Source organism: Rhodovulum adriaticum (assembly GCF_004345735.1).
Lineage (GTDB): Bacteria > Pseudomonadota > Alphaproteobacteria > Rhodobacterales > Rhodobacteraceae > Rhodovulum > Rhodovulum adriaticum.
Genome location: NZ_SLXL01000006.1, coordinates 15061 through 37782 on the forward strand (window position 1 = coordinate 15061; position 22722 = coordinate 37782).

General features: G+C 63.7%; 16 protein-coding genes. 4 read left to right on the forward strand and 12 right to left on the reverse strand.

The genetic code is table 11. The annotated features are described in order from the left end of the window. Positions 1 to 156 precede the first annotated feature (156 nt). From EV656_RS09820 to EV656_RS09830, 3 genes are all read right to left on the reverse strand, one after another. On the reverse strand, positions 157 to 2322 hold the full coding sequence (locus EV656_RS09820; protein ID WP_132603049.1) for an ATP-binding protein: 2166 nt from the start codon (positions 2320 to 2322) through the stop codon (positions 157 to 159). Positions 2323 to 2343: 21 nt separating this feature from the next. Next, positions 2344 to 3306, reverse strand: a complete 963-nt coding sequence (locus EV656_RS09825; RefSeq protein ID WP_165918984.1) for an ABC transporter substrate-binding protein — start codon at positions 3304 to 3306, stop codon at positions 2344 to 2346. Between the two features lie 331 nt (positions 3307 to 3637). Continuing rightward, positions 3638 to 4657 carry an ABC transporter substrate-binding protein gene (locus EV656_RS09830; RefSeq protein WP_165918985.1) on the reverse strand — a complete coding sequence of 340 codons (1020 nt, stop codon included), beginning with the start codon at positions 4655 to 4657 and terminating at the stop codon, positions 3638 to 3640. 304 nt (positions 4658 to 4961) lie between these two features. Here EV656_RS09830 and EV656_RS09835 point away from each other — a divergent pair, with 304 nt between their 5' ends. Next, positions 4962 to 5741 carry a response regulator transcription factor gene (locus EV656_RS09835; protein ID WP_165918986.1) on the forward strand — a complete coding sequence of 260 codons (780 nt, stop codon included), beginning with the start codon at positions 4962 to 4964 and terminating at the stop codon, positions 5739 to 5741. 11 nt (positions 5742 to 5752) lie between these two features. Here EV656_RS09835 and EV656_RS09840 read toward each other — a convergent pair whose 3' ends face one another. Next, positions 5753 to 6409: a redoxin domain-containing protein gene (locus EV656_RS09840; protein WP_165918987.1), complete on the reverse strand. Its 657-nt coding sequence runs from the start codon at positions 6407 to 6409 to the stop codon at positions 5753 to 5755. Between the two features lie 319 nt (positions 6410 to 6728). On the opposite strand from EV656_RS09840, the gene EV656_RS09845 reads away from it, so the two are divergent. Next, complete coding sequence (locus EV656_RS09845) at positions 6729 to 7457, forward strand: hypothetical protein (protein WP_132603064.1); 729 nt, start codon at positions 6729 to 6731, stop codon at positions 7455 to 7457. A 214-nt stretch (positions 7458 to 7671) separates the two neighbouring features. Further along, the gene (locus tag EV656_RS09850) at positions 7672 to 8451 is read left to right on the forward strand and encodes a response regulator transcription factor (protein ID WP_132603067.1); all 780 of its coding nucleotides are present in this window, start codon (positions 7672 to 7674) and stop codon (positions 8449 to 8451) included. Between the two features lie 143 nt (positions 8452 to 8594). Here the strand turns inward: EV656_RS09850 and EV656_RS09855 are convergent, their stop codons facing one another. The 5 genes from EV656_RS09855 to EV656_RS09875 all read right to left on the reverse strand — a co-directional run bounded on the left by EV656_RS09855 (position 8595) and on the right by EV656_RS09875 (position 16192). Then, the gene (locus EV656_RS09855) at positions 8595 to 9947 is read right to left on the reverse strand and encodes a hypothetical protein (RefSeq protein WP_132603070.1); all 1353 of its coding nucleotides are present in this window, start codon (positions 9945 to 9947) and stop codon (positions 8595 to 8597) included. 65 nt (positions 9948 to 10012) lie between these two features. Further along, complete coding sequence (locus tag EV656_RS09860; protein ID WP_132603073.1) at positions 10013 to 11068, reverse strand: family 8 glycosyl hydrolase; 1056 nt, start codon at positions 11066 to 11068, stop codon at positions 10013 to 10015. Next, positions 11068 to 13263 carry a cellulose biosynthesis cyclic di-GMP-binding regulatory protein BcsB gene (locus EV656_RS09865; protein WP_132603076.1) on the reverse strand — a complete coding sequence of 732 codons (2196 nt, stop codon included), beginning with the start codon at positions 13261 to 13263 and terminating at the stop codon, positions 11068 to 11070. The genes EV656_RS09860 and EV656_RS09865 overlap by 1 nt, the downstream gene beginning before the upstream one ends. After that, entirely contained in the window at positions 13260 to 15650 is a 2391-nt protein-coding gene (bcsA, locus tag EV656_RS09870; RefSeq protein WP_132603321.1) for a UDP-forming cellulose synthase catalytic subunit, read from the reverse strand. Before bcsA ends, EV656_RS09865 begins: the two co-directional genes overlap by 4 nt. Beyond that, positions 15650 to 16192 (reverse strand): hypothetical protein, encoded by a 543-nt coding sequence (locus tag EV656_RS09875; protein WP_207287097.1) that lies wholly within the window; start codon positions 16190 to 16192, stop codon positions 15650 to 15652. Before EV656_RS09875 ends, bcsA begins: the two co-directional genes overlap by 1 nt. 285 nt (positions 16193 to 16477) lie before the next feature. Here EV656_RS09875 and EV656_RS09880 point away from each other — a divergent pair, with 285 nt between their 5' ends. Then, positions 16478 to 17656 carry a GGDEF domain-containing phosphodiesterase gene (locus EV656_RS09880; protein WP_132603082.1) on the forward strand — a complete coding sequence of 393 codons (1179 nt, stop codon included), beginning with the start codon at positions 16478 to 16480 and terminating at the stop codon, positions 17654 to 17656. 36 nt (positions 17657 to 17692) lie between these two features. Here the strand turns inward: EV656_RS09880 and EV656_RS09885 are convergent, their stop codons facing one another. From EV656_RS09885 to EV656_RS09895, 3 genes are read right to left on the reverse strand one after another with little or no spacing between them, the layout of a single operon-like run. Continuing rightward, a complete protein-coding gene (locus EV656_RS09885; RefSeq protein ID WP_132603085.1) occupies positions 17693 to 18817 on the reverse strand; it encodes an ABC transporter permease in 1125 nt (374 codons plus the stop codon). Further along, complete coding sequence (rbbA, locus tag EV656_RS09890) at positions 18818 to 21562, reverse strand: ribosome-associated ATPase/putative transporter RbbA (RefSeq protein WP_132603088.1); 2745 nt, start codon at positions 21560 to 21562, stop codon at positions 18818 to 18820. A gap of 18 nt (positions 21563 to 21580) precedes the next feature. Further along, a complete protein-coding gene (locus EV656_RS09895; RefSeq protein WP_132603091.1) occupies positions 21581 to 22573 on the reverse strand; it encodes an HlyD family secretion protein in 993 nt (330 codons plus the stop codon). Between the last annotated feature and the right edge of the window lie 149 nt (positions 22574 to 22722).

Consider the following 22722-nt stretch of genomic DNA (forward strand, 5'->3'; position numbering starts at 1 on the left):
CTACCTAGAGCCATTATATAGAACGGAATACCACTGGGACGGGCAAGTAAAGGTGCCTTTTCGACACGTGCAAGAAGTCGCACATGTCAGCACATCTGGCCCCCGACCGCGCCGATTGCGCGGCCATCAGCAGGACCAACCGGCACCACTGGCCTGTCAAGAGCGCGCTCCTGTCCCCGGCTCGGCCAGCACCTCTGCCAGCAACTGGACAAGCTGCCGCCGCCTGTAGGGCTTCGGAAGGAACCGGACGCCGTGCGCCAGGCGCCCCTCCTGTACGACCGTGTCGGTGGTGTAGCCAGAGGTGAGAACGATCTTGAGATCGGGCAAAAGCTCGCGCGCCTTGTCCCCCAGTTCCCGGCCGTTCATCGGACCGGGCATGATGACATCGCTGAACAGCAGATCGACATGGGTGTCGCCCCGCAGGATTTGCAGCGCCTCGGTGGCGTTTGAGGCGGTCACCACGTTGTAGCCGGATTTCTCAAGGAATTCCGTCACGCTCTCGCGCAAGAGGATGTCATCCTCGGCGACGAGGATGGTTTCGCCATCTCCGGATGCCCCGGCATGGTTGCTTTCGCATGCCCCTGCCTTGGCCGTATCGACATGCGCGCCCTCCCCTGCGCATGGCAGGCACAGACGCACGGTCGTCCCTTCGCCCGGACGCGAATAGATGCGGCTGAACCCGCCCGATTGCAGGGTAAAGCCATAGACCATCGCCAACCCCATTCCGCTGCCGCCGCCCGTCTCTTTCGTTGTAAAGAACGGTTCGAACGCCCGCTGCACCACCTCGGGGGACATCCCGACGCCCGTATCGGATACGTCGATCACCGCATACTCGCCTGCGGCCACGCCGGGATCCTTGCGCGAGTCGCCCTCGGTGTACCAAACCTTGCGGGCCTCGATCATCAGCCGCCCGCCCTTGGGCATCGCGGATTGCGCGTTGACGACCAGGTTCATCAGCGCGGCCTCCAACTGGCCGGGATCGACATTGATCACCGAGGCGGGATCGGCGACATGGGTTCGGATCTCGACATCCTCGGTCGTGGCATCCTTAAGCAGCGGTTCGATGTCCGCGATCAAATCTCCGATCCGGGTGGGTTTCGGGGCAAGCGGCTGCCGCCTGGCAAAGGCCAGAAGGCGCGTTGTCATATCTGCGCCGCGATCCGCCGCGGTCAGGATCTTGGCGGCCCTTTCCCGCGCACCGGACGGAACGGCGGGATCGTCTTCCAGCAATTCGGCATTGCCGACGATGATGGTCAACAGGTTCCTGAAGTCATGCGCGATGCCGCCGGTCAGCATCCCGGTCATCTCCAGCCGGTCGCGCTGACGTTCGCGGCGCTGGCGTTCGACCCGGTCGGTCACGTCATCGACAGCGACGAAAACCCCCGAAACCGCGACATCTTGGGGAAGCGTCCTGATTTCCAGCGTGCGCTGCTGACCGCCCCGTTCGATGGGATAGGTCTTGGTCGCTTGATCGGCCTCATCCTCGCGCAGGGCCAGGGCCAGCACCTCGGCCTCTTCCTCGCGCGTCAGGGCAAGCCATTCGTCATAGGCCCTGTTGTGGCGGATCTCGCGCGTTTCCGGGTTCAAGTGAAGCAAGGGCAACGGGACGTTGCCAAAGAACGTGGCGGACTTCTGCTCTTCCTTCTTGACCCGCTCAACCAGATTGGCGGTGTGCCTGGCGATACGGTTGAGGTCGTCGATCAGGAACGGCTTTTGCGAACGAATATCCTCAACGGCCTCAAGGTCCATCATGGCAAGCCGTCGCATTGGCCGAACGATCAACACGAACAATGCAAGGTTGACCGCTACAAACAGCCCGAATTGCCCCAAAAACAGACCTTGGGTCAGCCGCGCATCCACCCTGTCCTGTTCCTGGCGGGCTTCGATCATTTCGCCCAGCAGCAGGCTCAGCGCGGATATCGTCTCGAATGTGTGGACCGACACCTGCCGCGCAACAAGTTCGCGTTGGCCGTCGGACATGGTGTCGTCGCGCCGTTCGAATTCGGAAAGCGACCGTATCAACCGCGTCAGACGCCGGTCGGCGGTCACGGCGTATTTCGAAGCAGCGGATGCGCTCTGCAACTGCTCATGGACGAACTCGGCCCGGCGGCGGGCCAGCGAAACCGGCTCTGTCGAGAGATTGGGATCGGATGTCACGACAACGCTGATGGCGAACATGTCCGACAGCATCCGCTCGACGACGACAACATCGGCAAACGCGTCCAAGCGCGAGCTTTCCAGATGGCGCTGCAACGCCGTGGACCCCAACAGAAAGACCGTCGTAAGGAACAGGATGAACAGGGCAGCACGAACAAGGGTCATTCGTGGTTCTCCGGCAACCGATCAGGGACTAAAATACTGTCCATCCCTTTCGACCTCTCGCAATATGTAACTTGCCCGAAACGTACCCGGGCGAATGACACAGTCCGAAAGACCGTTCTTGTCACACCACCAGCGGGCGATGGGCTGGTACAGATAGGGCGGGAAGGTTTCCACCTGCAGCGCGTAGGAACTGTGCAGAAAGGTCCGCCTGACCGCCGCCTCTGACACGCCCTGATTGCTTGCGACAAGGGCAATCACATCCTCGGGGCGGGCGAAGTACAAGTCCTCGGCAGCCAGGAGCCCCGCAAGATAGGCCCGGATCTGCGCGCGGTGCTGTTTCAGATATCGGTTCTGCGAAACCAGCAGCATTGCCCCGGTGAACGTATCGCCCGATGGTAGGATGTGGAACCGTTCGGGGTCGGACGCAACGATCTGATCCAGGAACGGCGTCCACACCAGGGCCGTCGCGATGCGGCCGTCCCGCAGGGCGGCCTCCATTTCCGCGGGCTCAACGGGAACAAACGACAAGTCGCTATCGTCCAGGTTCCGGCCCTGCAGGATAAGGCTCAGCAATAGCTCTGTTACGGTGCCGGGTGGCGTACCGACGGGCCGCGAAACGATGTCCGCGTGGGTTTCGATCCCCTGTTCCCTGTCGGCAACGATGATGTTCAGGCCGGCGACGTAGGACAGGCGCGCCACGACGACCATTTGTTCATCCTCGGGCACCGCGTCGCGCTGCTGTTGCAGGGCGGTCTTTATGTACGTCAGGATCGGCACGGTTGCCAGTTCGGCCCGCCCCTCGTCAAGGGCGGTAACACCCTCCTGCCCGTGTATCGTTTCCATGACAATCGGCTGCGGCCAGTCGCCCTCGTACAGGTTCAGCGTGTTGGCGACGATGTTGTGTATATCCCCGGTGTATCGGGCCACCGCAATGTGCAGCGGTTTCTCTGGATGGGGGCTGCCCACGGGATCGGCCTGCGCCATCCCTACAGCCAGACCAACGCAGGCCACAGCGGTCAGAACAGCACGTTTCGCCCCCGTCCAACGCCCTCTGCATAACAGAGCGGCGAAGCTGCGTGCGAGCCACATTCACAATCCCTCCCTACGGGAGCCTTGAACGCCTATACGGCCTCAAGGCACGCCGTGCTTTGCTTGCACTGGCGCGAATGCGACCTCCCCCCCACGGAGATCAAAAAAGGTAAGCCAAACTGTACCATGATCCCCCGCCCCCCGGAAGGGAGTAAGTCGGCATGCTTCAGTTTGCCCTTTCTGCACGGCCCCTTACGTATCGGGCAGGCCCGCGAAAGCGTGTTGTCTATGGCGTCGCCGAGCGGAACCTGACCGTCCCCATCGGCAAGACCTGTCTCACAAGGTCCGGCTCGACGAACTGCACCCATTGCACCTTGCCGCAGCCCGGCAGGGCCTCGCGCTGGCACAACCAGGCCTCGGCGGCCTGCAGGGCGATCAGGATCGTCGGCGATAGCGAGAGATTGAAATCGAAGTTGTCGTAAACCGCGGATGCGCTGTCAGGCAGCAGGTCGAATTCATCCTCGATCATGCCAAGTGCCTGCACGGGGTCTGCGTAGTAACGCGTTTCAGCCTTTTCCAGAGCAGTCAGATAGGCGACAAGCGCCTCTCGCCGGGCCTCCAGAACCGACCGCCGCGTCATCAGAAACCAGCTTACCTCGGCATCGCCCGCGCCCTCGGCCCGCTGGAACCCCAGCGTTTCGTCCTGCAACCAGGCCGAGGTGATCGGTTCCCAGGTCAGCACCGCATCGACCCGCCCATCGGACAGGGCGAACCGGGCCTCGGAAATATCCATATCCACAAAAACAAGCGTCTCGGGGTTCAGGTCTGTCGTGGCAGCCATTTGGGCGACCAGATATTCGGTTGCCACCCCCAAGGTTCGCGCAACGCGCGCGCCCTCCAGATCGGCAAGCGTCTTGATCCCGTCCGACTGCCGCACCAAGAGCGCATGAACCGAGAAGGAATTGAAATTGGTCGCCAGGATGACCGGCAGATCCCCCGTCCCGTCGCCATGTGTGCGCAGGACATGGCGGACAAACCAGAGCGGGCCAGAGGACACGACATCGACCTCTTCGGCATGCAGCGCGTCAAGCACGCCGCGAACATCCGGGTAGCTGACGAAGGCCGGTGTATTATCGTAAAGATCGGCTTTCGTCGCCACGGCGCGCTGCATGTCGCCGATGACCGGAACGCTCGCCACACGCAGCGGCACGTCCTGATATTCTTCGGAATTCAGCGGGAATGCGATAACAATTACCAGCGCGAAAAACGAAAAGACGCCCGCCGCGCGTAAAACTCGTCTGTTCATCTTATCAAAAAAAACCATGACTGCTTACACTCAAAAACTACCACGGTCCGCTGAATCCCGCAGCGCGATTCCGTTTAGAAGGTATCCAGTCACTTCACCGGAACGGGTGCGTAAGACAACCTGCCTTTTGGTATAGGTGCCTCTCCGGCACTCAACGTAAGCGAATACTGCAAGAGGGTTTCCAGAAACGGCGCCTTTGGTCTGGACAGCGTTTCCCGTATTCAGCATCCTCGGGCATCATGCATCTAAAACTGCCACCGACCGCACGGACCGGAACCGCAAGCGACGATTGGGTGATAAAGCAATGGCCGCGCTGAACGCAGCTGCAACGGAACGCACGATCCTGGTTCTCGACGACCAGCCGGAAATCACTGAAATGGTTGCGGAAGCGCTGACCCTGGACGGGCATCACGTCGTCCAGGTTCACAGGGTCGCGGACCTGAACACGGCGCTCGAAACGCATTCCGTGGACCTTTTCATCCTCGATTTGCTGCTGCCCGATGGGAACGGATTGCAGGTCGCAAAGGCGATTCGATCCGACTCCAAGGTGGGGATCATCATGCTGACCGGGCAGTCCGCAGAACTGGACCAGGTGGTCGGGTTAGAGGTGGGCGCAGACGACTACGTGGCCAAGCCGTTTCGCATCCGTGAGTTGCGCGCGCGGGTCGGTGCGGTACTACGTCGCACAGAGGGTTACAGCTACACGACCGCGGCCAACCCCGCCCCAGCCCGGCCCGCGGCCCCGGTCAAACCCACACCCGCAGCCGCAGCCGACGAATGCCTTTACGTCGGGACGGCCACGCTGAACCTGGCGGCGCGCAGCTTCAAGACCGCCGATGGCCGCAAGATCGTGCTGACGACCTCGGAATTCGATGTCCTGGCAACGCTTGCGGGCAACGCGAACCACGTCATGTCGCGCGAGCAGATCATGAATCACGTGAAGGGGCAGGATTGGGCCAGCTATGATCGCGTGATCGACGGAATCATCAGCCGGCTTCGCGCCCATCTGGGCGAAGCCGGCCTTGATCCTCAGCTGATCCAGACGGTGCGTGGTGTCGGCTACCTTCTGTCAGACGAAAGCTGACCGGAACGGTTTCACGCCGCGTTTTTCCCCGGCGATACCAACCTGAGATAGGACATCAGCCTGGCCAGACGCGTATGCAGACGCTGGGTCGCGTGCTCGTCGGTTTCGTCCGGCAGCACGACGTAGGGTTCGCCATCCTCCCAGTCGGCGGGCGTTCCCAACTCCAGGCGATCGGCCGCGATAAGGGCGTCGAAGACGCGCAAGACCTCATCCGTCTTGCGACCGATGTTCATTGGGTAATCGAACATCATGCGCAAGCGCAGCGTCGGATCGATGAAGAAGGACCGGCGGATCGGTCGTTCAGACGACTCCTTGCGGTGATACATGCCAAAGCGTTTCGAGAGGCTCAGCTCGGGATCCGCCACCAGCGGAAAGCTGAAATGCGTACCGAAGGTGGATTCCATCTCCTGCATCCAGCGCCACTGATCCTCGGCCGTGTCCGCCGACAGCGCCAACACCTTGATGCCCCGGCGATCAAATTCGGCCTGATGCTTGGCCAGGCTGACCATTTCCGTCGTGCAGATCGGCGTAAAAGCCGCCGGATGCGAACAGAAATAAACCCAGCTTCCGCGGCTCCACTCATGGAACTGCAATGGCCCGAACGTTGCCTGCGCGGAAAAATCGGGGACGATGTCGCCGATTTCAGGATGCCATTCACTCGGTTTCATCGGACGTTTCCTGGCCGTAACACCCTTTTTCCTTTCGGACGCAGAAATGACGACTCGCGTGTTCATTGACCTGCCCTCCATGTGCCGACTCTTTCCATCGCCAAGGATCGACCCCGTTGAAGGCAGAAATATGGTGAAGTTTAGTAGTTCGTGCCCAAACTGTGCCATAAGGTTCCCCGGGCATCCGAACTGGGGTCAGGCCGAATTTCGCCCGGTTCCTCCATTTTCCTGCCATCGGTCAGCGTTCTCATTGCGCCAAGACAAACCGCGACCCAGTGGCCCTGTACGCCCCTCAGGGAACGAAAGAGAGGAGAGGACCATGAAACACATGACCGGGTTCGTTGCGCCCGCGCGCGTCGAGGCACCAGAACTTTATACGGTCTGGGAACTGCCCGTCGCGAACGAGGGCATGCCGCCCATCCGGGTCGAAATCCGCCGCGTTACGGACGAGGAAACCGGCGTCCGGCGCTATCAGGCGCGGTCCCGGCATCCGCTAACGCATGGCCTGACATGGGTCGATCACGATCTTGGGCGGCTGGAACAAACCGTCCGGGAAGACCTGGCGCAGCTGTGCAGCGAAGAGCACAGACAGGAATGGGCGCCGGCCATCGCCGTTCGCACACGCAGCCTCAGCCGTCTTTCGAACGGTGTCGAGCATATCGGGTTCGACCTGGCGATCTCCCCGCTGCGGGTCGCGCAATCCACCCAGGGGCGGAAAGGGTGCACGCATATAACGAAGTCGGGGGAAAAGGTTTCGGTCTTCGCCGAGAAGAACGCGCAATACGCCCTTGCGGACGAAACGGCGGCAACCACGCGGCGCAGGCCGGATTCCACCGCCGGGCGCTCGGCCATCCTGCTGGATGCGGACGACCCCACGATTGAGGCCTTGCAGGGTCTGGCAGGCACCCTTCACCTGTTCGCGCAGCAACTCAGCGCGCAACTGTCGCCGGGACCGGACGGAACGCGCGAGGTTCCCAGCCCGCAGGCCCTGGTGGAAACCATGCGCCGCGCCGCCGAGATGATGGAGAGCAGGACCAGCCCGGGCTGACAGCAGCCCCGCGAACGACCGTCAGGATCTTCCGGCAGGATTTCGCCAAAGTGGTGGCAAGGTGCGTCGAACGGGTGTTCGACGCCCTTTGGAAACGACGGCAAGAAAACGGCAAGATTTCGCACACGAGCCGAACATCCGGCCCACAATCATCCCCTAAGATTCAAGGTATCGCCCGATGAGCCGAGTTTCATTGGACGTCAACTTCAGATGAATGGGGGCTCAGATGTTGAATATTACCTTGATCGCCAGCGACCTTCAGGCGCTTTCCCATATCCGGACGAAACTGGAGGGGGCGAACGCCGAGGTGCGTGGCTACACGAACAACGCCAGCGTGCTGTCTGCGCTGAGGAACAACAAAACCGATGTCGTGGCCGTTCTGCTGCAGCCGAGCGAGATCCTGGAATCCGAATGGTATTCCAAGGTCAAATCCGGTTCGCAGGCGCCGGTTGTCATGATCGGCGACGGTGATGACGAGTTGCAGGAAGTGATCGCGCTGCGCATGGGCGCAGACGATTTCGTGTCTGAAACGGCGTCCTCCCGGATCCTGTTCGAACGGCTGCGGCATGCCGCGACCATGTCCCGCGAACACCGACTGCCGGAAACGGTCGAACCGGCCGGCCGCACCGAGGTTCGCGGCGACTTGGAAATCTCGTTCAGCGACTGGCTGGTGCGTTGGCGCGGCAAAGCGGTTTCGCTGACCGCGCGCGAATTGCGGGTGCTTTATGCGCTGGCACGGATCCCGGGCCATGTGAAAAGCCGCGAACAGATCATGGACGAGGCCTACGGCCACGAACCCTTTGCCGATGACCGGACGGTCGACAGCCATATCAAGCGCATTCGCCAGAAACTGCGCACCGTCGATCCGAACTTCGATTGCATCGAGGCCGTCTACGGCGTCGGGTACAAGTACCATCAGGAAGATGCGTGCCACCCTTCGATTACGCACGGCAGCTCGCTGAATGACACGACACACCAGCGCCGCCTCGTGTAAACGGACATGGCCGTGCAATTGACGCGCTGCCCGCGCCCCTGATCGCAACAGGCGATCGGGGGCGCGGTTGTTTCAGCGGCGCGCTGACGCGGCGCCCACACCCCCTGCCGGGCTGCGACCTGGCAAGATCGGGTCGATGGCCGTCAACGCACCGCGCGCAGGGCGTTGCGGGTTTCCGGTGTCACCAGTTCATTGTTGAGGCGCAGGAAAATCTCGCGGGCCTTCGCCCTCTTGCCCGAATTCAGATACGCATAGCCCTTCAGCAGCGCCAGGTCGCGCCGGATTTTCCCGGTAAGATCCTCCAGCGCATCGAAATAGCCGATCGCGCTGCGGAAATCCCCGCGCTGATAGGCACGCACCCCGCGTTGATCCAGGATCCCGCTCTCGACCTGAATACGCTGATCGCGGGTCAGCTCGGTCCGCGCGGCCAGGGCCGCCGCGTTTTCGGTCATCTGCATGTCGAGATAGGCCAGCATCATGCCGAAGCGCGCATCGCGCCGCATGGTGTTGTTCGCCGGCCGCTTCTCGGCCCGGCTGAACGCGTCCAGCGCCTCCATCGGGCGCTTGGCATTGTAGGCACACCATCCACGCTCAAAAAGCAGCGCCGACGAAGAGGCGCCAGAGGTCGCGGCCAGGCAGCCCCGCCAGTTCCCGACCTGCGCAAGCGCACGAACCCGCGACATCCCGGCCCCGCCCTGCACCATGGGTTGCGATTGGGCAGGGGCGGCGACCGCAGGGCGGGCTTGCGCATCCTTGTCTGGACGGGCGCGCGGCCGGATCTGATCGGGCCCGGCTTGCGCCGCGGTGACGGTCACCGCACCGGCGAAAGCGCTGCGCGCGGACCAGCGCGGCTCCAGCCCGCGCCCGGCACGCAGGCGATCTTCCAGCCGCTGCAGGGCCTCGGTCTGGGTGGGGGCTTGCGCAATCGCAAGCATCGTCAGATCGCCCAACTGTTCGGGCGATGCGAGTGCATCCGCCTTTTCCATTGTGGCCGTCACCTGATCCAGGGCCGTGCACTTGGCCAGCACCCCCTTGTAGATCGACAGCGCCCGGTCCGCCTCTCCGGTTGCCTGATACGCGTCTGCCAGGCGCCAGGCATTGTTGATGCGCTGACAGGTCAGCAGGTCCGGTGTGATCCTGGCAATCGCGATCGCATCCGAAAGGCGGTCCTCGGAAAACGCGGCGTCCAACTCGCGCTGCGCTTCGGCCAGTTCCAACAGGCGCATCATGTCCGGTTCCGGAAACCAGTCGCGATCCTGCGCTTGCCTTTGGGCGATCAACCGGCGCGCCGCGTCCAGTTCGCCCGTCGCGATCATCCGGTAGATTTCATCCTCGGTCTGTGCCCGTTCGCGATCCTGCGCAGCGATGTCTTCGGGCGGCGCCCAGCCGGGGAATTCCCTCTGCAGCCTGCGCAACTCCAGTTCGGCGGCCGCCTCTTGCCCCTGGGCCTGGTAGAACCGCAAGGCACGCAGGTCGTCGTCGCTTGGAACCGCCACGTTTTCCTGTGCGACCGCAGGCAGCGCGACCGCAAGCAGCGCAGCAAGAATGGTTGTCCTCGGGATCAAAGCGGCACACATCGCGGAAGCGCCTCCATCTGGGCCAGCATTGCAAAAAGATGCAGCGTGGCGGGGTAATACGGCTGAGAGGTCGAAAAGGGCGGGATGGCAGCCCCCCAATCGGCCGTGCCGCTGCACTCCAGCAGGGCGGAAATCGCACGGTAGCCGGGATCGTGGCTCGATTGCAGGCGTGCGCCCCCTGCCGCGGCAAAGACCGTCCCGCGCCCATCCGTTCCCGCGTGCAGCGCGCGGGCCTGCCGTGCCGCCGGGTGATCGGCAAGCGACGACCAGATCAGGAACAGCGGCACCCGCAACGCTTCGTATCCGACCTTGTGTTCGAACTCACGCGGGGGGGTGACACCGCGGGTGCTGACATCCACCCAATCGGGGACTGGCCCGTTGCGGGCGATTTCGGCCATCAGGGAAAGGCTGTCCGTCGCAGCCTGGGCAAGGCGTGCATTGCCCGTTGCAGCCGCCAGTTCGCGCATCGCAAGCGGCATCACATAAGAGGCGTTAAAGACGACGCGACCCGGGCCGGAAAACCCCTTTTCCGCGGGCAGAAGAAGCAATTGACCGGGGCGATCCGGCCGTTCGGCACAACATGTGCCGACCAGATCCTCGACAATCCGCGCGGCCCTGTGCGCCAAGGCGCCATCGTCGAAACGACGCGATGCGCGCAACAAGGCCCAAGCGTAGAACAGATCGCCGTCGCTGGCATTGTTGATGTCCGGAACATGCACCCTCTGGTTCGGCAGCCACCGCCAGGCAAGCAGCGCATCGTCGCGAATTGCCAGGTTGCGCTGCGTCCAGCCGTCGATGGCATCGAAGCGGACACGATCCCCCATACTGGCCGCAAGCAAAAGGCCGTAGCCCTGGCTTTCGGAATGGCTTGCCCCCAGTTGCAGCGTGTCCACGACCCGCCCGGAATATTCGATGTATTGCTGCGCCCAGGCACGCCAGGCGGGCATCAGCGCCGGGGTAGAGGCGTGCGCGACCGATTGCCCGGCGAAGAGACCACCGGCCAGTGCGGCCATGCCGTGCAGGGCTTCCCTCCTGTTCATCAATCCCTCCGCGTCATGAGCAATATCAGGATCGCCACACTGGCCGACAACAAGGTCAGGCCCAGAAAGATGGCAACAAATCGCAGCGGCCGATGTGTCGCGTAGTTGCCCAGAACGGGGCGGATCGTTTCAAACCGCATGGGTTCAAGCAGCATCAGCGGCCGATCCGGGTTTTCCCATCCCTGCCATTCGCCCTCGGGCGTCAGCAGGGCAATCTGCCCCCGCGCCGCGCTGGCCCCTTGCAGGACATGGCTCAGCGCCACGGCGGCGCGCACGGGTTCCAGGGACGGCCGCATCAGGAACAGGATCTTGTCTGGGTCCGCAGGATCCGGTTGCAGGATCACAGCTTCTGCGCTTTTCCCCTGCAACCAGGCCGCGGCCGTCGGCGCATCCAGACCGGCCAACCCGGCCAGCTGCGCCCTGACCCGGTCGAGCGCGCCCGAAACGTCGGGCAGGCGGATCCATTGAACATCACGCGGGGTCGGTTGGGCCGGCGCGCCCTCTTGCCCGGCCGCCTCGCCCTGCGCGCGGCCCAGCAAGGCCTGCTCCAACAGCGGCGCGGCCTCCGACAGCGGAGAACCAAGCAAAAGTTCGATATCGGCAACCGTTCCGATCATCAGGCGTGCGGGGGGGCTGTCCTGCGGCTGTTGGGCAAAAGCCCCCTTGATCAGCGGCGACAGCGCCGCCGGCAGCAACCGTTCACCGCTTTCAGACAGCTGAACGTCGTCGGGGCCGATATTCGCAAAGGCCGAGGCGATACTGGGCAACAGCATCCTGGGCGATTCCGGCACGTTCAACACCGTCGTAGCGGCGATCTGCGCAAAGGGGCCCTCGTGCTCGGGGCAGGCGCTATCGGGCCGGCTGCTGGGAATGATCGTTTCGAACGCGATCCTGTTTTCGCCAGGTCGCAGCAGCCGGGCCTCGAACTTGACCGGCAGGGTCGGCAGCGCGGACCCGTCGCCCCGGTCCAGCGGCAGCAGGCGAACGGCCTGGTCATTGACCTTGACCACCAAAAGCGCCCCCTGGGGCACATCGGGCGCAAAAGAATAGTCCAGGTCGATACGCGCCTTTTGCGAGGCAAGCAGCAGCCAGTCTTCGGGCAGGCGGAACGGCACCGCCCGCAGCGCGTAGCGGCCCGACAGATCAATCCCGTCCCAGCCAAGTGCACCAAGCGCCGCCGGCTGCCCGGGGACAACGGCGGGCGAATGGCTGGCCGTGGGGGACACGCTGCCCGTGTCGAATTCTGCCAGCAGGTCAGCGGACGTGGCGCCGCGATCCAGCAGCAGGACAACCGCGCCGTCACCGCCCCGCACGAATTGCGGCCCCTGGCGGGCCGGTGCGGTCTCGGGCAGGATCACGATCCGGGCAAGTTCGGGCTGCTCGGCGATCCGCCAATAGCTTTGCGCATCGAAAACCGGGGGCAATCCCCCCAGGAAACGGACAATCTGACCGAAGACATCGGAAAGCGGTCGCAGGCTTTCGGGGCCGCCCTCCTGGCTGCTTACGGTCACGCTGCGGCCCAGTGCGGCCTGGGCGGCCAGCGCGGCCAGAAACCCCTCGGACGAGGTGGGGAACCCGGACGAAGGGAGGACGACACCGCTGCGGCGGATGTCAACCTCGCTCCACAGCGCGAAGGTCGCCTCGGGGCCGCAGAACACACGATGCGTGTGAACCGCATGCACGGTCACGATGTTCTGCCCCGCGACCAGCAGGCCGGCTGGCAATTCGATCTCTTCCGCCGCGAAACTGTCGAAACTGTCCGCGGAAATGCGCGCGATGTCGGTTCCGTTCAGGGACACCTGAATGAACGACCGCTCCGGCAGGGCATCGATACCCGTCCGATACAGCAGCCTGAACAGCGCCGGTTGCCGTGTCGCCTCTTCCGGCACCAGCAAGGAAAAGCGGATCACATCCTCTTCGCCCCGCAGCCGGGCCACGCCATCGACCGCGGCGTTCATCTGCAACGGCCTGAGGGGCGCCAGCAATTCAGCCGTTGCCGGCGCGGCCTCGGGCACCGACGGCACGTCATGGCCGCGCTGCGCGGGCAGGACGGGCAGCACCTGGCTGCCGCTGTCCGGCGCAGGCGTGATCGGCTCCAGCTCGATCACCTGCGCCACCGCGATGCTACAGACCGGCAGAACCGCCAGCAGCGCGACCACAAGCACGCGGATCTGGAAAGCCAGGCGCCGGATCATCTTCGCTTCTCCGCGATGAAATCCAGCCCGTCTAGCGTGTCGGGATCCCGGTCGCGCGCGGGCGAGGCACTGGAGCTGAAATCCGCCCCGAAGGCCAGCAGATGCACGGGCGCCTCGTGGACGCGCCCGCTCAGACGTTCACGGCGCAATCTTGCGGGTTCGCGGGCCAGATCCACGATCGTGCGCGGGATACCCGTGATGCAGAGGCCCAGGAAATACGCCATTCCGCGCAGGAAACCGCGGGGTTGCTTTTCGTCTCGCCGCATCCTGCGCCAGTTTTCGCTGTCTCCGAAGATCAGATAGGCGACGGCCTCGCGCGTGGACAGCGGCTGATCGGGCACCAGGCGGACACCCAGCACCGCGTCCGGTCCGCTGGAAAACGCGGCCTGCACCTCGGCCTCGACGAAGGTTTCCAGATGCTGGGCCTCGGGAAAACGGGGGCGGAAACAGATGCGCGCGCCCTGCGTCATCGCGGCAAGATCCTGTTGCGCCGGAGAGCCGGCAGGCGGTCGCTTGATCTCCAGCCTGACCCCGCTGGTCGAGGCATCGGTGATCGTCGCCGCCAGAACGGGCGCGCTGTCCGACGGATCCAGCCGTCCGCCCAGGCGCACCACCGCCTGCTTGGCCATGTTCACGCGGGGCGCCCCCCGGCGCTGCTGCTTCTCCGAGACCGCGCGCAACGAAATCCCGACGAGAAGGAAATTGAAGATCCCCCACCCGCCGACAACCATCAGCACCTCTCGGTCGCCGGGAAAGGCAAACCACCGGGCGATGAACGCGACCACACCGGCCGCCATCAACAGGAACAGGTAGAACAGCGGTCGGAAGATCGGCGAAATATAATCCGTGTCGAGGGTTTCGTCCTTGGCCGTGACCTTGAAGGTCGCCGCGCGCGGGCGCAGCAGGGTCTGGATGATGGACATCACCAGATATGGCGTTTGGGCAACCTCATAGACCTCGGACAGCATGGGCCATCGAACCCTGGAATACAGGGCATTCTGCACCAGGTAGCTGGTCAGAAGATAGGTGATCGCAAACGCCAGCACCTCTTGGTAGGTCGCGACGAAGATTTCCAGCCCGAAGAACAGGTAGATCAGCGGGATCAGCAGGAACGACAAGCGGATCACCGGGAACAGCCAGAAACTCATCGAGTTGAGGTAACAAAACCGCTGAAACAGGGTGAGACCGGGGCGGAAGATCGGGTTCTTGAGCAGCAGCATCTGCAGCATCCCGGTCGCCCAGCGGCCGCGCTGCAGGATGAAGCTGGCGAAGGTTTCGGGCTGAAGCCCGGCGATCATCGCATGGTCTAGATACAGGCTTTCCCACCCGCGCGCATGGATATCCAGCGCTGTCTCGGCGTCCTCGGTGATCGTTTCACCCGAAAAGCCGCCAGCCTCGTCCAATGCCTCGCGGCGCAGAACGGCCGCAGAACCGCAGAAGAACGCACCGCCCCAGCGGTCCAGGCCACGGTGGATGACGCTGTAGAACATCTCGTTCTCGGGCGGGCATTTCTCATGGAAGCCCAGATTCCGTTCGATGGGATCCTTGTTGATGAAGAAATGCGGGGTCTGCACCAGAAACAGTCGGGGGTTCTGAACGAAGTAGCCCACGGTGCGGGCCAGGAAATCGCGGCTGGGCACGTGGTCGGCATCGAAGACGACAACCAGGTCGCCGTCCAGTTTTTCCAGCGCGGCGCTCATGTTGCCGGCCTTGGCATGCTCGTTCCGGGCGCGGGTGGAATAGACGACACCAAGATCGGCGCACAGTTTCTGCAGGTCCGCCCGCCTCTGGCGCGATGCCTTGGCCAGTTCCAGGTCGGCATGATTGCAGCGCTGGTCGGTCCCGCCATCATCGCACAGGACCACGGTCAGCTTGTCCTGCGGGTAGATGATGTGCTTCGCCGCCGACAGTGTCGCGCTCAGCATCTCGGTGGGTTCGTTATAGGATGGGACAAGCACATCCACGGTGGGTAGATCGTCCTCGGCCACGCGCGGGGGCAAGCCACGGCGGCACGGGTCAGCCGTGATCAGGCTGTTCAGGAAAAAAACCGCAATTGCATAGGTTTCCACCCCGAACAGGACAAGGGCCGCAGCCAACGAAAAGGGATCTTCGGGCCCCGGCAGGGTTTCGGCCAGGCGCCAGACCCAGTAGCGCAGCACCACGACGCTGGCCACGGCCAACAGGGCGACGCGTGGCACCAGCTTGTCGGCAAAGGGCTTCAGCCCCCAGATCAGCGCGACCGCGACAATCCCCAGCAGCGCCTGAACGTTGGTCGATGTCGGGGTGGTGGCCAGCACCGCGATCGGCACGAAAATGACGATCCACAGCCCAAAGAGTGCGGCAACGCCCGGCTTGGTCGAGGCTCTTTCCCAGCGTTTTGTCACCATCATGGCATCGGTGCAGCAAGGGGTGAAAGATTACGCGGCCCGGCGCCCCGTGCCCCGCTGGCCGGCGGGAAGGCGATTGCCGCGTCCATGATCGGGGCAAGCGCGGCATCGAAGCTGCCGCCGCTGCAATTCCGCATCAACACGTCCATAACGTCGGCTCCGTACGTCAGAACTCTTGCTGTGTCGTCCAGACGGCGAACAGCGAGAACGCAGAATGTTCCTGCCCCGTCCGTCCATTCGGCCCAGGTGACCGCCCCGATACTATCGTTCAGGCTGTTCACCAGCTTGGCGTCCACCCGGTCAAAGGGCGGCGGACGCCCGCCCGCATGTGCAATCAGATCATCCTGCGCAAGCCGCGGCGCCACCCCGTATCTCGGCAGATCGACGGTGCGCAGGAAAATGAAGTTGTCCCCGCGCAGAGAGGTTCGGTTCCGCAACAGGATACGTTGCTCGCGCACGCGGGTCGTGGCACGCTCGACCAACAACCGTGCATCCTTGGCATATACCCAGGACTCTGACAGCGGGCGTTGAACGTAGGGCACATGCGCAAGCGAACCGCTTGCGGCCACGGTCCCGCCATTTTCGGCGGGTAGGTTGCATGCCGAAACGCTTGCACAAAGTGCCGCAAGGCACGCCAAAACCACATGCCTGCCGATGGAATTGGAGAAAAGCCTGTCCCTCATAATTCGGATCTTCGCTCTTGCCTGCCTTGCCTGACGCCACGTCCGTTATCGCATATTTTTCCGTTAATCATTTACTTGCATACGATAACGGCGGAAAAGTGACGTATAGTATCAGCTTACGGCCCAAAGCTTAGACGAGAAACCATGAATTCTACAAACTCCCTCGACTGTGCTATTGGCACCATACAGGCCGCAATCGACGCCAGCCCCCTGGCCGGCCCGATCGATGCGCTGTTGCTGATCTCCATTCCCGCGCAGCCCGCCTCCCTTGGGATGGTTCAAGGAGAGTTGGCCCGGCATTTCCCCCGGGGAGAGGCCTTGTTTCCAATCGGCGACGATCTTTTTGCAATCCTCTGTCGCCAGCTTCCCAGCCCCCGCGCCGCCAAGCTTGTGGCGCGCGACGTGAACGCCGATATCGAACGGGGGCTCAGCGCCGCGGACGAAAAACCGACCGCCAGCCCCAGCATCGGCGTCTCCCTTTCCCCGAACGATGGCGTCACGGCCAAGGCATTGCTGACCGCAGCGCAGCAGGCGCTGGATTATGCGCAGGACATGGGCGGCGGCCTGGTCAAGTTCGCCCCGACGCTCGACGCGATCTCCAGGCAGCATGACCGGCTGCTATCCGATCTTCACGCAGCCGCGGCACGCGATGAGCTGACGGTTCACTTTCAGCCGGTGCAACGGCTGGACACCGGCCAGGTAGAGTTTCAAGAAGCGTTGCTTCGATGGCGCCGCCCCAACGCGGCAACGCCCGACACCGCAACGTTCGTGCGTCTGGCCGAAAAGAACCTCGCAAGCGACAGGCTTCATCGCTTCGTGGTGCAGGCCATACGGGACATCCAGGCCCGTCACGGCGCGGATCTTGCGCCGATCTCGCTCAACCTGTCACCGGAACAGGTCGCGACGGATTCCGCCGTCGACGGATTGCTTGCTGCTTTCGATACGCGGGAAAGACGTGCGTCCATCGTCCTGGAGGTCACCGAGCACACCAGGTTTCGCGACATGCGCCAGTTCGAGCGGCTGGAAGAGTTGCGCGCCAACGGCTTTCGCCTTGCCATCGACGACTTTGGAAAGAACTTCGCCAACATGGACTACCTGGCCCGTATTCCGGCGGACTACCTCAAGATCGATGCCGAATTCCTACGGCATTGCGGAAGCGCCCGCTGGGACACGATCTTTCGCAGCATGATCGATCTGGCGCATGCATTGGACATGCAAGTTGTCGCCGAGGGGGTCGAAACCCAGGGCCAGCTGGACTTCCTGCACAAGACCGGATGCGACCTGGCGCAGGGGTACCTTTTGGGCAAGCCCGGGCCGCTATAAGACGCGCACTTGCCCATGGCGCCCCGGTGGGACGCCCTAGCGACTGGTCGAAACAGAGCGCCGGAACAGCGCAAGGCTTGCGGCCAGGAACACCCAGCCCAGCCCCGCGACGGTCAGGAATTGCGGCCAGACGATTTCAAACCCGGCGCCGCGAAACACCACCGCCTGGGCGAATGCCATGTAGTGGCGCGAGGGCAGGAACCAGGTGAAGGGCTGGATCGCGGCGGGCTGGCTCTCGATCGGGGTCATGCCGCCTGACAGCATCATCATCGGGATGATCGTCATCATGATCAGCAGGGAAAACTGCGCCATGGTCCGTGCGACGGTGCCCAGAAAGATGCCTATGGCCGCCGCGGCGAACAGGTACACGGTGGTCCCCGCGATCAGCAGCAGGTGCGAGCCTGCGACCGGCACCTGCATCAGCCCCTCGACCACGATCAGCACCGACAGCGTGAAGGCGACCAGGATGATCAATCCGTTCGCCCAGACCTTGGCCAGCGCAATCTCGACCGCGCGCAGCGGCATGACCAGCAGGTGTTCGATCGTGCCGTGCTCGCGCTCGCGCAACAGCGCTGCGCCGGTCAGGATGATGGTCAGCATCGACAGCTGGTCCAGCAGCGACACGATGGCGGCGAACCAGCTTTGGGTGCCGTTGGGGTTGAAGGCGCGGCGATTGACCAGCACCACCGGATACTCGGTTTCCACATCCGCCCGCGCGGCGTAGCGGTTCACCTCGGCCAGCGCGATGCTTTGGATATAGCCTGCACCCAGGCTGGCCTGGGACACGGCGGTCGCGTCGATGTCGATCTGCAAGGCGGGCTGACGGCCGGCGCGCACGTCCTCTTCGAACCCCGGCGGGATCGACAGGACGAACATGAACCGGTCCTGTTCCATCGCCCGGTCGACCTCGCGCGCCGCGATCTGTTCCGGGGTCTGGAAATAGGGCGGCATCAACGCACTGCGGATGCTGCGCGACAGGGTCGAGTCGTCCTCGTCAACCACCCCGACAGAGGCATTATGCACGGTCTCGGACACGGCGTTGGCCTGCGAGTAGATGGCAAAGCTGAAGGAATAGACGATCAGCGCAACCAGCAGCATGTCGCTAAAGACGCTGCGCAATTCCTTGATGCCCAACCAGAATATGTTCAGCAGGCTTTGCATCTACTTCTCCTGCTTTTTCAGGAACAGCGCGGCGACGGCGACGAAGACGGGGCTGAACCAGGCCAGCGCGATCAGGTCGCGGGTCAGGTCGCGAAACTCCAGCCCCTTGGTGAAGGCGCCGACGCTGAGATGCATGTAATAGGTCGCGGGCCAGACCTGTCCGATGAAGCGGCCGCCGCCCTCTAGCGTGGAAACCGGCTGCAACATCCCCGAGAACTGTTGCGTGGGCAGCATCGCCAGGATCGTGGTGGCAAAGACCGCAGCAACCTGCGTGCGGGTCATGGACGAGATCATCAGGCCGAACCCGCTGGCCGCCACCGCATAAAGGACCGCGCCCAGCGACAGGGCCAGCAGGCTGCCCTTCAGCGGGACACCCATCACCACGACCACCAGGAATGTCAGCAGTATGAAATTCACGAAGCCGATGGCGATATAGGGCAACTGCTTGCCCACCAGGAATTCCAGACGGTTGGTCGGCGTAACGTAGAAATTGGTAATCGTGCCGATTTCCTTTTCGCGCGCCATGCTGACCGCCATCAGCACCGCCGGAAAGAACAGCAACAGCATCGCAGGGGCCTTGGGGCCGATGGCATAGATGCTCTCGAAACTGGGATTGAAGCGATAGCGCGGCTCGACGGTAGCGGCCTGCTGGGCTTCTGGGTCGATGCCCGCGCCGCGGGCAAGATCGGCCAGATAGCTGTAATGCGCGCCCGCCACGTAGCCCTCGATCGTGCCCGCGCGGATGGTGTTCGCCCCGTCGATCCAGGCCGAAACGCCGGGCGTGTTGCCCTTCAGCAGATCGCGGCCGAACCCCGGGGGTATCTCGATCGCCAGGGTGATGTCGCCCGCGCGCAGGCGCCGCTCCATCTCTGCCACGCTGCCCAGGGGTTCGGTTTCCAGAAAATAACGCGACCCTTCGAAATTGCGCAGGTAGGCCCGGCTTTGCGGCGTCTGGTCCAGGTCCAGCGCGGCATAGCGCATGTCCTCGACATCCAGCGAAACGCCATAGGCAATCACCAGCAGCAGGATCGAACTGCCGAGAAAGGCAAAGGCCAGCCGCACCGGGTCGCGCATGACCTCCATGAACTCGCGCATGCTGTAGGCCAGCAGTCGGCCGGGGCTGAAACGCGACAGGGGTTTGCCCCCGGCCGCCCCCGGTGGGGTATCGGCCAGAGCCTTGCGGTCCGGCGCGGCATCGCCGTCTGTTCCGACAGCGTCCTCGATATAGGAAATGAACGCCTCTTCCAGCGTCGCCGCCCCCTTGGCGGCAACCAGCGCGTCGGGCGCGTCATAGACCAGCACCTGCCCCGCATGCATCAGCGAGATGCGATCGCAGCGCAGCGCCTCGTTCATGAAATGGGTGGAAATGAAGATCGTCACCCGGTCGCGGCGCGACAGTTCGACCAACAGTTCCCAAAATTCGTCCCGCGCCACTGGATCGACGCCCGAGGTCGGTTCGTCCAGGATCAGCATATCCGGTTCGTGCAACACCGCCACGGCCAGCGACAGGCGCTGTCGGATGCCCAGCGGCAGGGCGCCTGCGCGCGCATCGGCCTGGTCGGTCAGGCCGAACCGGATCAGCAATTCCGAAATCCGGGACGCGGTCCTTTCCGGCGACAGGTGGAACAGGCGCGCGTGCAATTTCAGGTTCTGCATGACCGTCAACTCGCCATAAAGCGAGAAAGCCTGACTCATGAAGCCCACGCGCTTGCGTGTCGCCAGATCGTCCGCATCGACGGGGTGGCCGAACAGGAACGCCTCCCCCTCGGTGGCCTCCAGCAGCCCGGTCAGCATCTTCATCGTGGTGGTCTTGCCGCAGCCGTTGGAGCCGAGAAAGCCGAATATCTCGCCCCGCTGGATTTCAAAACTGACATGATCGACCGCGGTGAAATCGCCAAAACGCCGGGTCAGGCCCCGTGCCACGATGGCAGGGCCGTCGTCGCCATCCTGCGGGCGGGGCGGAATGGTCAGTTCGCCCCCGCTGCCGCGCCGATCCTCGGGCAACAGCCGGACGAAGGCGGCCTCCAGGTTATCGCTGACGGTCCTGGCCTTCAGGTCGGCCGGGGTGCCGGTGTCCAGCACCCGGCCCCCATCCATCGCCACCAGCCAGTCAAAGCGCTCGGCCTCGTCCATATAAGCGGTGGAGACCAGAACGCTCATCCCCGGCCGCTCGGCGCGGATCGCGTCGATCAGTTGCCAGAACTGACGGCGCGACAACGGATCGACGCCGGTGGTGGGTTCATCCAGGATCAACAGGTCGGGGTCATGGATCAGCGCGCAGCACAGGCCCAGTTTCTGCTTCATCCCGCCCGACAGCTTGCCCGCCGGGCGGTTCAGAAAGGCATCCAGCGCCGTCGCCTGGGTCAGCCGCGCGATGCGCGCCGCCCGTTCCGCCCTGCCCTGTCCGAACAACCGGCCGAAGAAATCCAGATTCTCGCGCACGCTGAGATCGGTATAAAGGTTCTTGCCCAGCCCCTGGGGCATGTAGGCGATGCGCGGCCCGACCGCAGTGCGGTGGCGGGCGTCGGCCATGTCGCCACCCAGAACGGTCAAGCTGCCGGTCTGCAGCTTGCGCGCCCCCGAAACCAGCGCCAGCAGGGTGGATTTGCCCACGCCATCCGGGCCCAGCACGCCCACCATGCGGCCCGCCGGAATGTCCAGGGTGACGGCGTCAAGCGCCCGCACATCGCCGTAGCCGTGCGAGAGGCCCACAGCCCGGGCGATCGGTTCGGGGGTATCGGACATATCGCTTTCCTGCGCCGATCAGTTCAACGCCTGGGGCGGCAGGGCCTGCAACGCGTCGGGCCAGTCGGGCTGCGTTTCGCCAGCCAGCCGCACATAGCCTACGCCGCGAATGCCGGTCTTTACCTGCTCGACATAGTCCATGACCAGCGCTTGCGGGATGCGCAGCTTGACCCGGAACATCAGCTTGTCGCGCTCTTCGCGTGTCTCGACCTCTTTCGGGGTGAACTGGGATTCCGGTGAAACGAAGCTGACCGTCGCCGGAATGGCGATGTCGTCCAGAATATCCAGAACCACGCGGGCCTCGGTGCCGATGCCGACCCGGTGCGCCTGTGACGAGGGCAGGAAAATCTCCATGTAGACATCGGACAGATCGACCAACGTCAGCACCTTGCCGCCGCTGCCCAGCACCTCGCCCGGTTCGGCCAGCTGGTACAGCACCCGCCCCACCGCAGGCGCGTTCAGCACCGCATCGTCGATCGTGCTCTGCACCTCTTGCGCGGCAGCGCGGGCCGCGTCTACCGCACGCTCGGCAGAGATCTGATTGGCCTCGGCGGCGGCCAGGTTGGCGCGGGCAACGGCGGTCGCGCTCAGGCGCGTATCGTAGACCTCGGCGCTGGTGTGGCCCTGATCCACCAGGCTTTCGGCCCGGGCCAGTTCCTTTTCGGCAAGGATCAGCCGTGCCCTGGCCTCTTCGACCTGGGCCTTGGCCGCGGCGACCTGGCTTTCGGCGCTGGCGATATCGGCCTGGGCACGCATCAGTTGCGCGTTCAGTTGCGCGGTATCGATGCGGGCCAGTTCCTGGCCGGGCTGGACCAGATCACCCTCGGCGACAAAGACCTCGGACAGGCGCCCGGCGATCTTGGTGGCGACATCGACCTGCGCGGCCTCGATCCGCCCATTGCCCGAGGCCAGGCCGTCGGGCAGGTCGCTGCCCCCGCCGGAGAGTGTGACCAGACCGGCCCCCGCCGCCAGGACAACCAACACCAGCGCCAGAATCGTCTTTTTCCGCATGTCGCGCTCCATTCCATCCGTTCCGCCCGGGTCCGGGCCGCCCCACCTTCATCGCAGCGCCATGCTGCAGCCGCAAGAAACCCACCCCTGCACATCAGCGAAACCCGCCATGCGACAGCGGGGCATCCGCGTCAGGGCGGCTTGACTCG

Bases quoted from the DNA above. Each gene is read 5' to 3' on its own strand.
- EV656_RS09845 (WP_132603064.1), top strand. From the start codon at position 6,729: ATGAAACACATGACCGGGTTCGTTGCGCCCGCGCGCGTCGAGGCACCA.
- EV656_RS09830 (WP_165918985.1), bottom strand. From the start codon at position 4,657: ATGAACAGACGAGTTTTACGCGCGGCGGGCGTCTTTTCGTTTTTCGCG.
- EV656_RS09895 (WP_132603091.1), bottom strand. From the start codon at position 22,573: ATGCGGAAAAAGACGATTCTGGCGCTGGTGTTGGTTGTCCTGGCGGCG.
- EV656_RS09880 (WP_132603082.1), top strand. From the start codon at position 16,478: ATGAATTCTACAAACTCCCTCGACTGTGCTATTGGCACCATACAGGCC.
- EV656_RS09860 (WP_132603073.1), bottom strand. From the start codon at position 11,068: ATGAACAGGAGGGAAGCCCTGCACGGCATGGCCGCACTGGCCGGTGGT.
- bcsA (WP_132603321.1), bottom strand. From the start codon at position 15,650: ATGGTGACAAAACGCTGGGAAAGAGCCTCGACCAAGCCGGGCGTTGCC.
- EV656_RS09865 (WP_132603076.1), bottom strand. From the start codon at position 13,263: ATGATCCGGCGCCTGGCTTTCCAGATCCGCGTGCTTGTGGTCGCGCTG.
- EV656_RS09840 (WP_165918987.1), bottom strand. From the start codon at position 6,409: ATGAAACCGAGTGAATGGCATCCTGAAATCGGCGACATCGTCCCCGAT.
- EV656_RS09820 (WP_132603049.1), bottom strand. From the start codon at position 2,322: ATGACCCTTGTTCGTGCTGCCCTGTTCATCCTGTTCCTTACGACGGTC.
- EV656_RS09825 (WP_165918984.1), bottom strand. From the start codon at position 3,306: ATGGCGCAGGCCGATCCCGTGGGCAGCCCCCATCCAGAGAAACCGCTG.
- EV656_RS09835 (WP_165918986.1), top strand. From the start codon at position 4,962: ATGGCCGCGCTGAACGCAGCTGCAACGGAACGCACGATCCTGGTTCTC.
- EV656_RS09850 (WP_132603067.1), top strand. From the start codon at position 7,672: ATGGGGGCTCAGATGTTGAATATTACCTTGATCGCCAGCGACCTTCAG.
- rbbA (WP_132603088.1), bottom strand. From the start codon at position 21,562: ATGTCCGATACCCCCGAACCGATCGCCCGGGCTGTGGGCCTCTCGCAC.
- EV656_RS09885 (WP_132603085.1), bottom strand. From the start codon at position 18,817: ATGCAAAGCCTGCTGAACATATTCTGGTTGGGCATCAAGGAATTGCGC.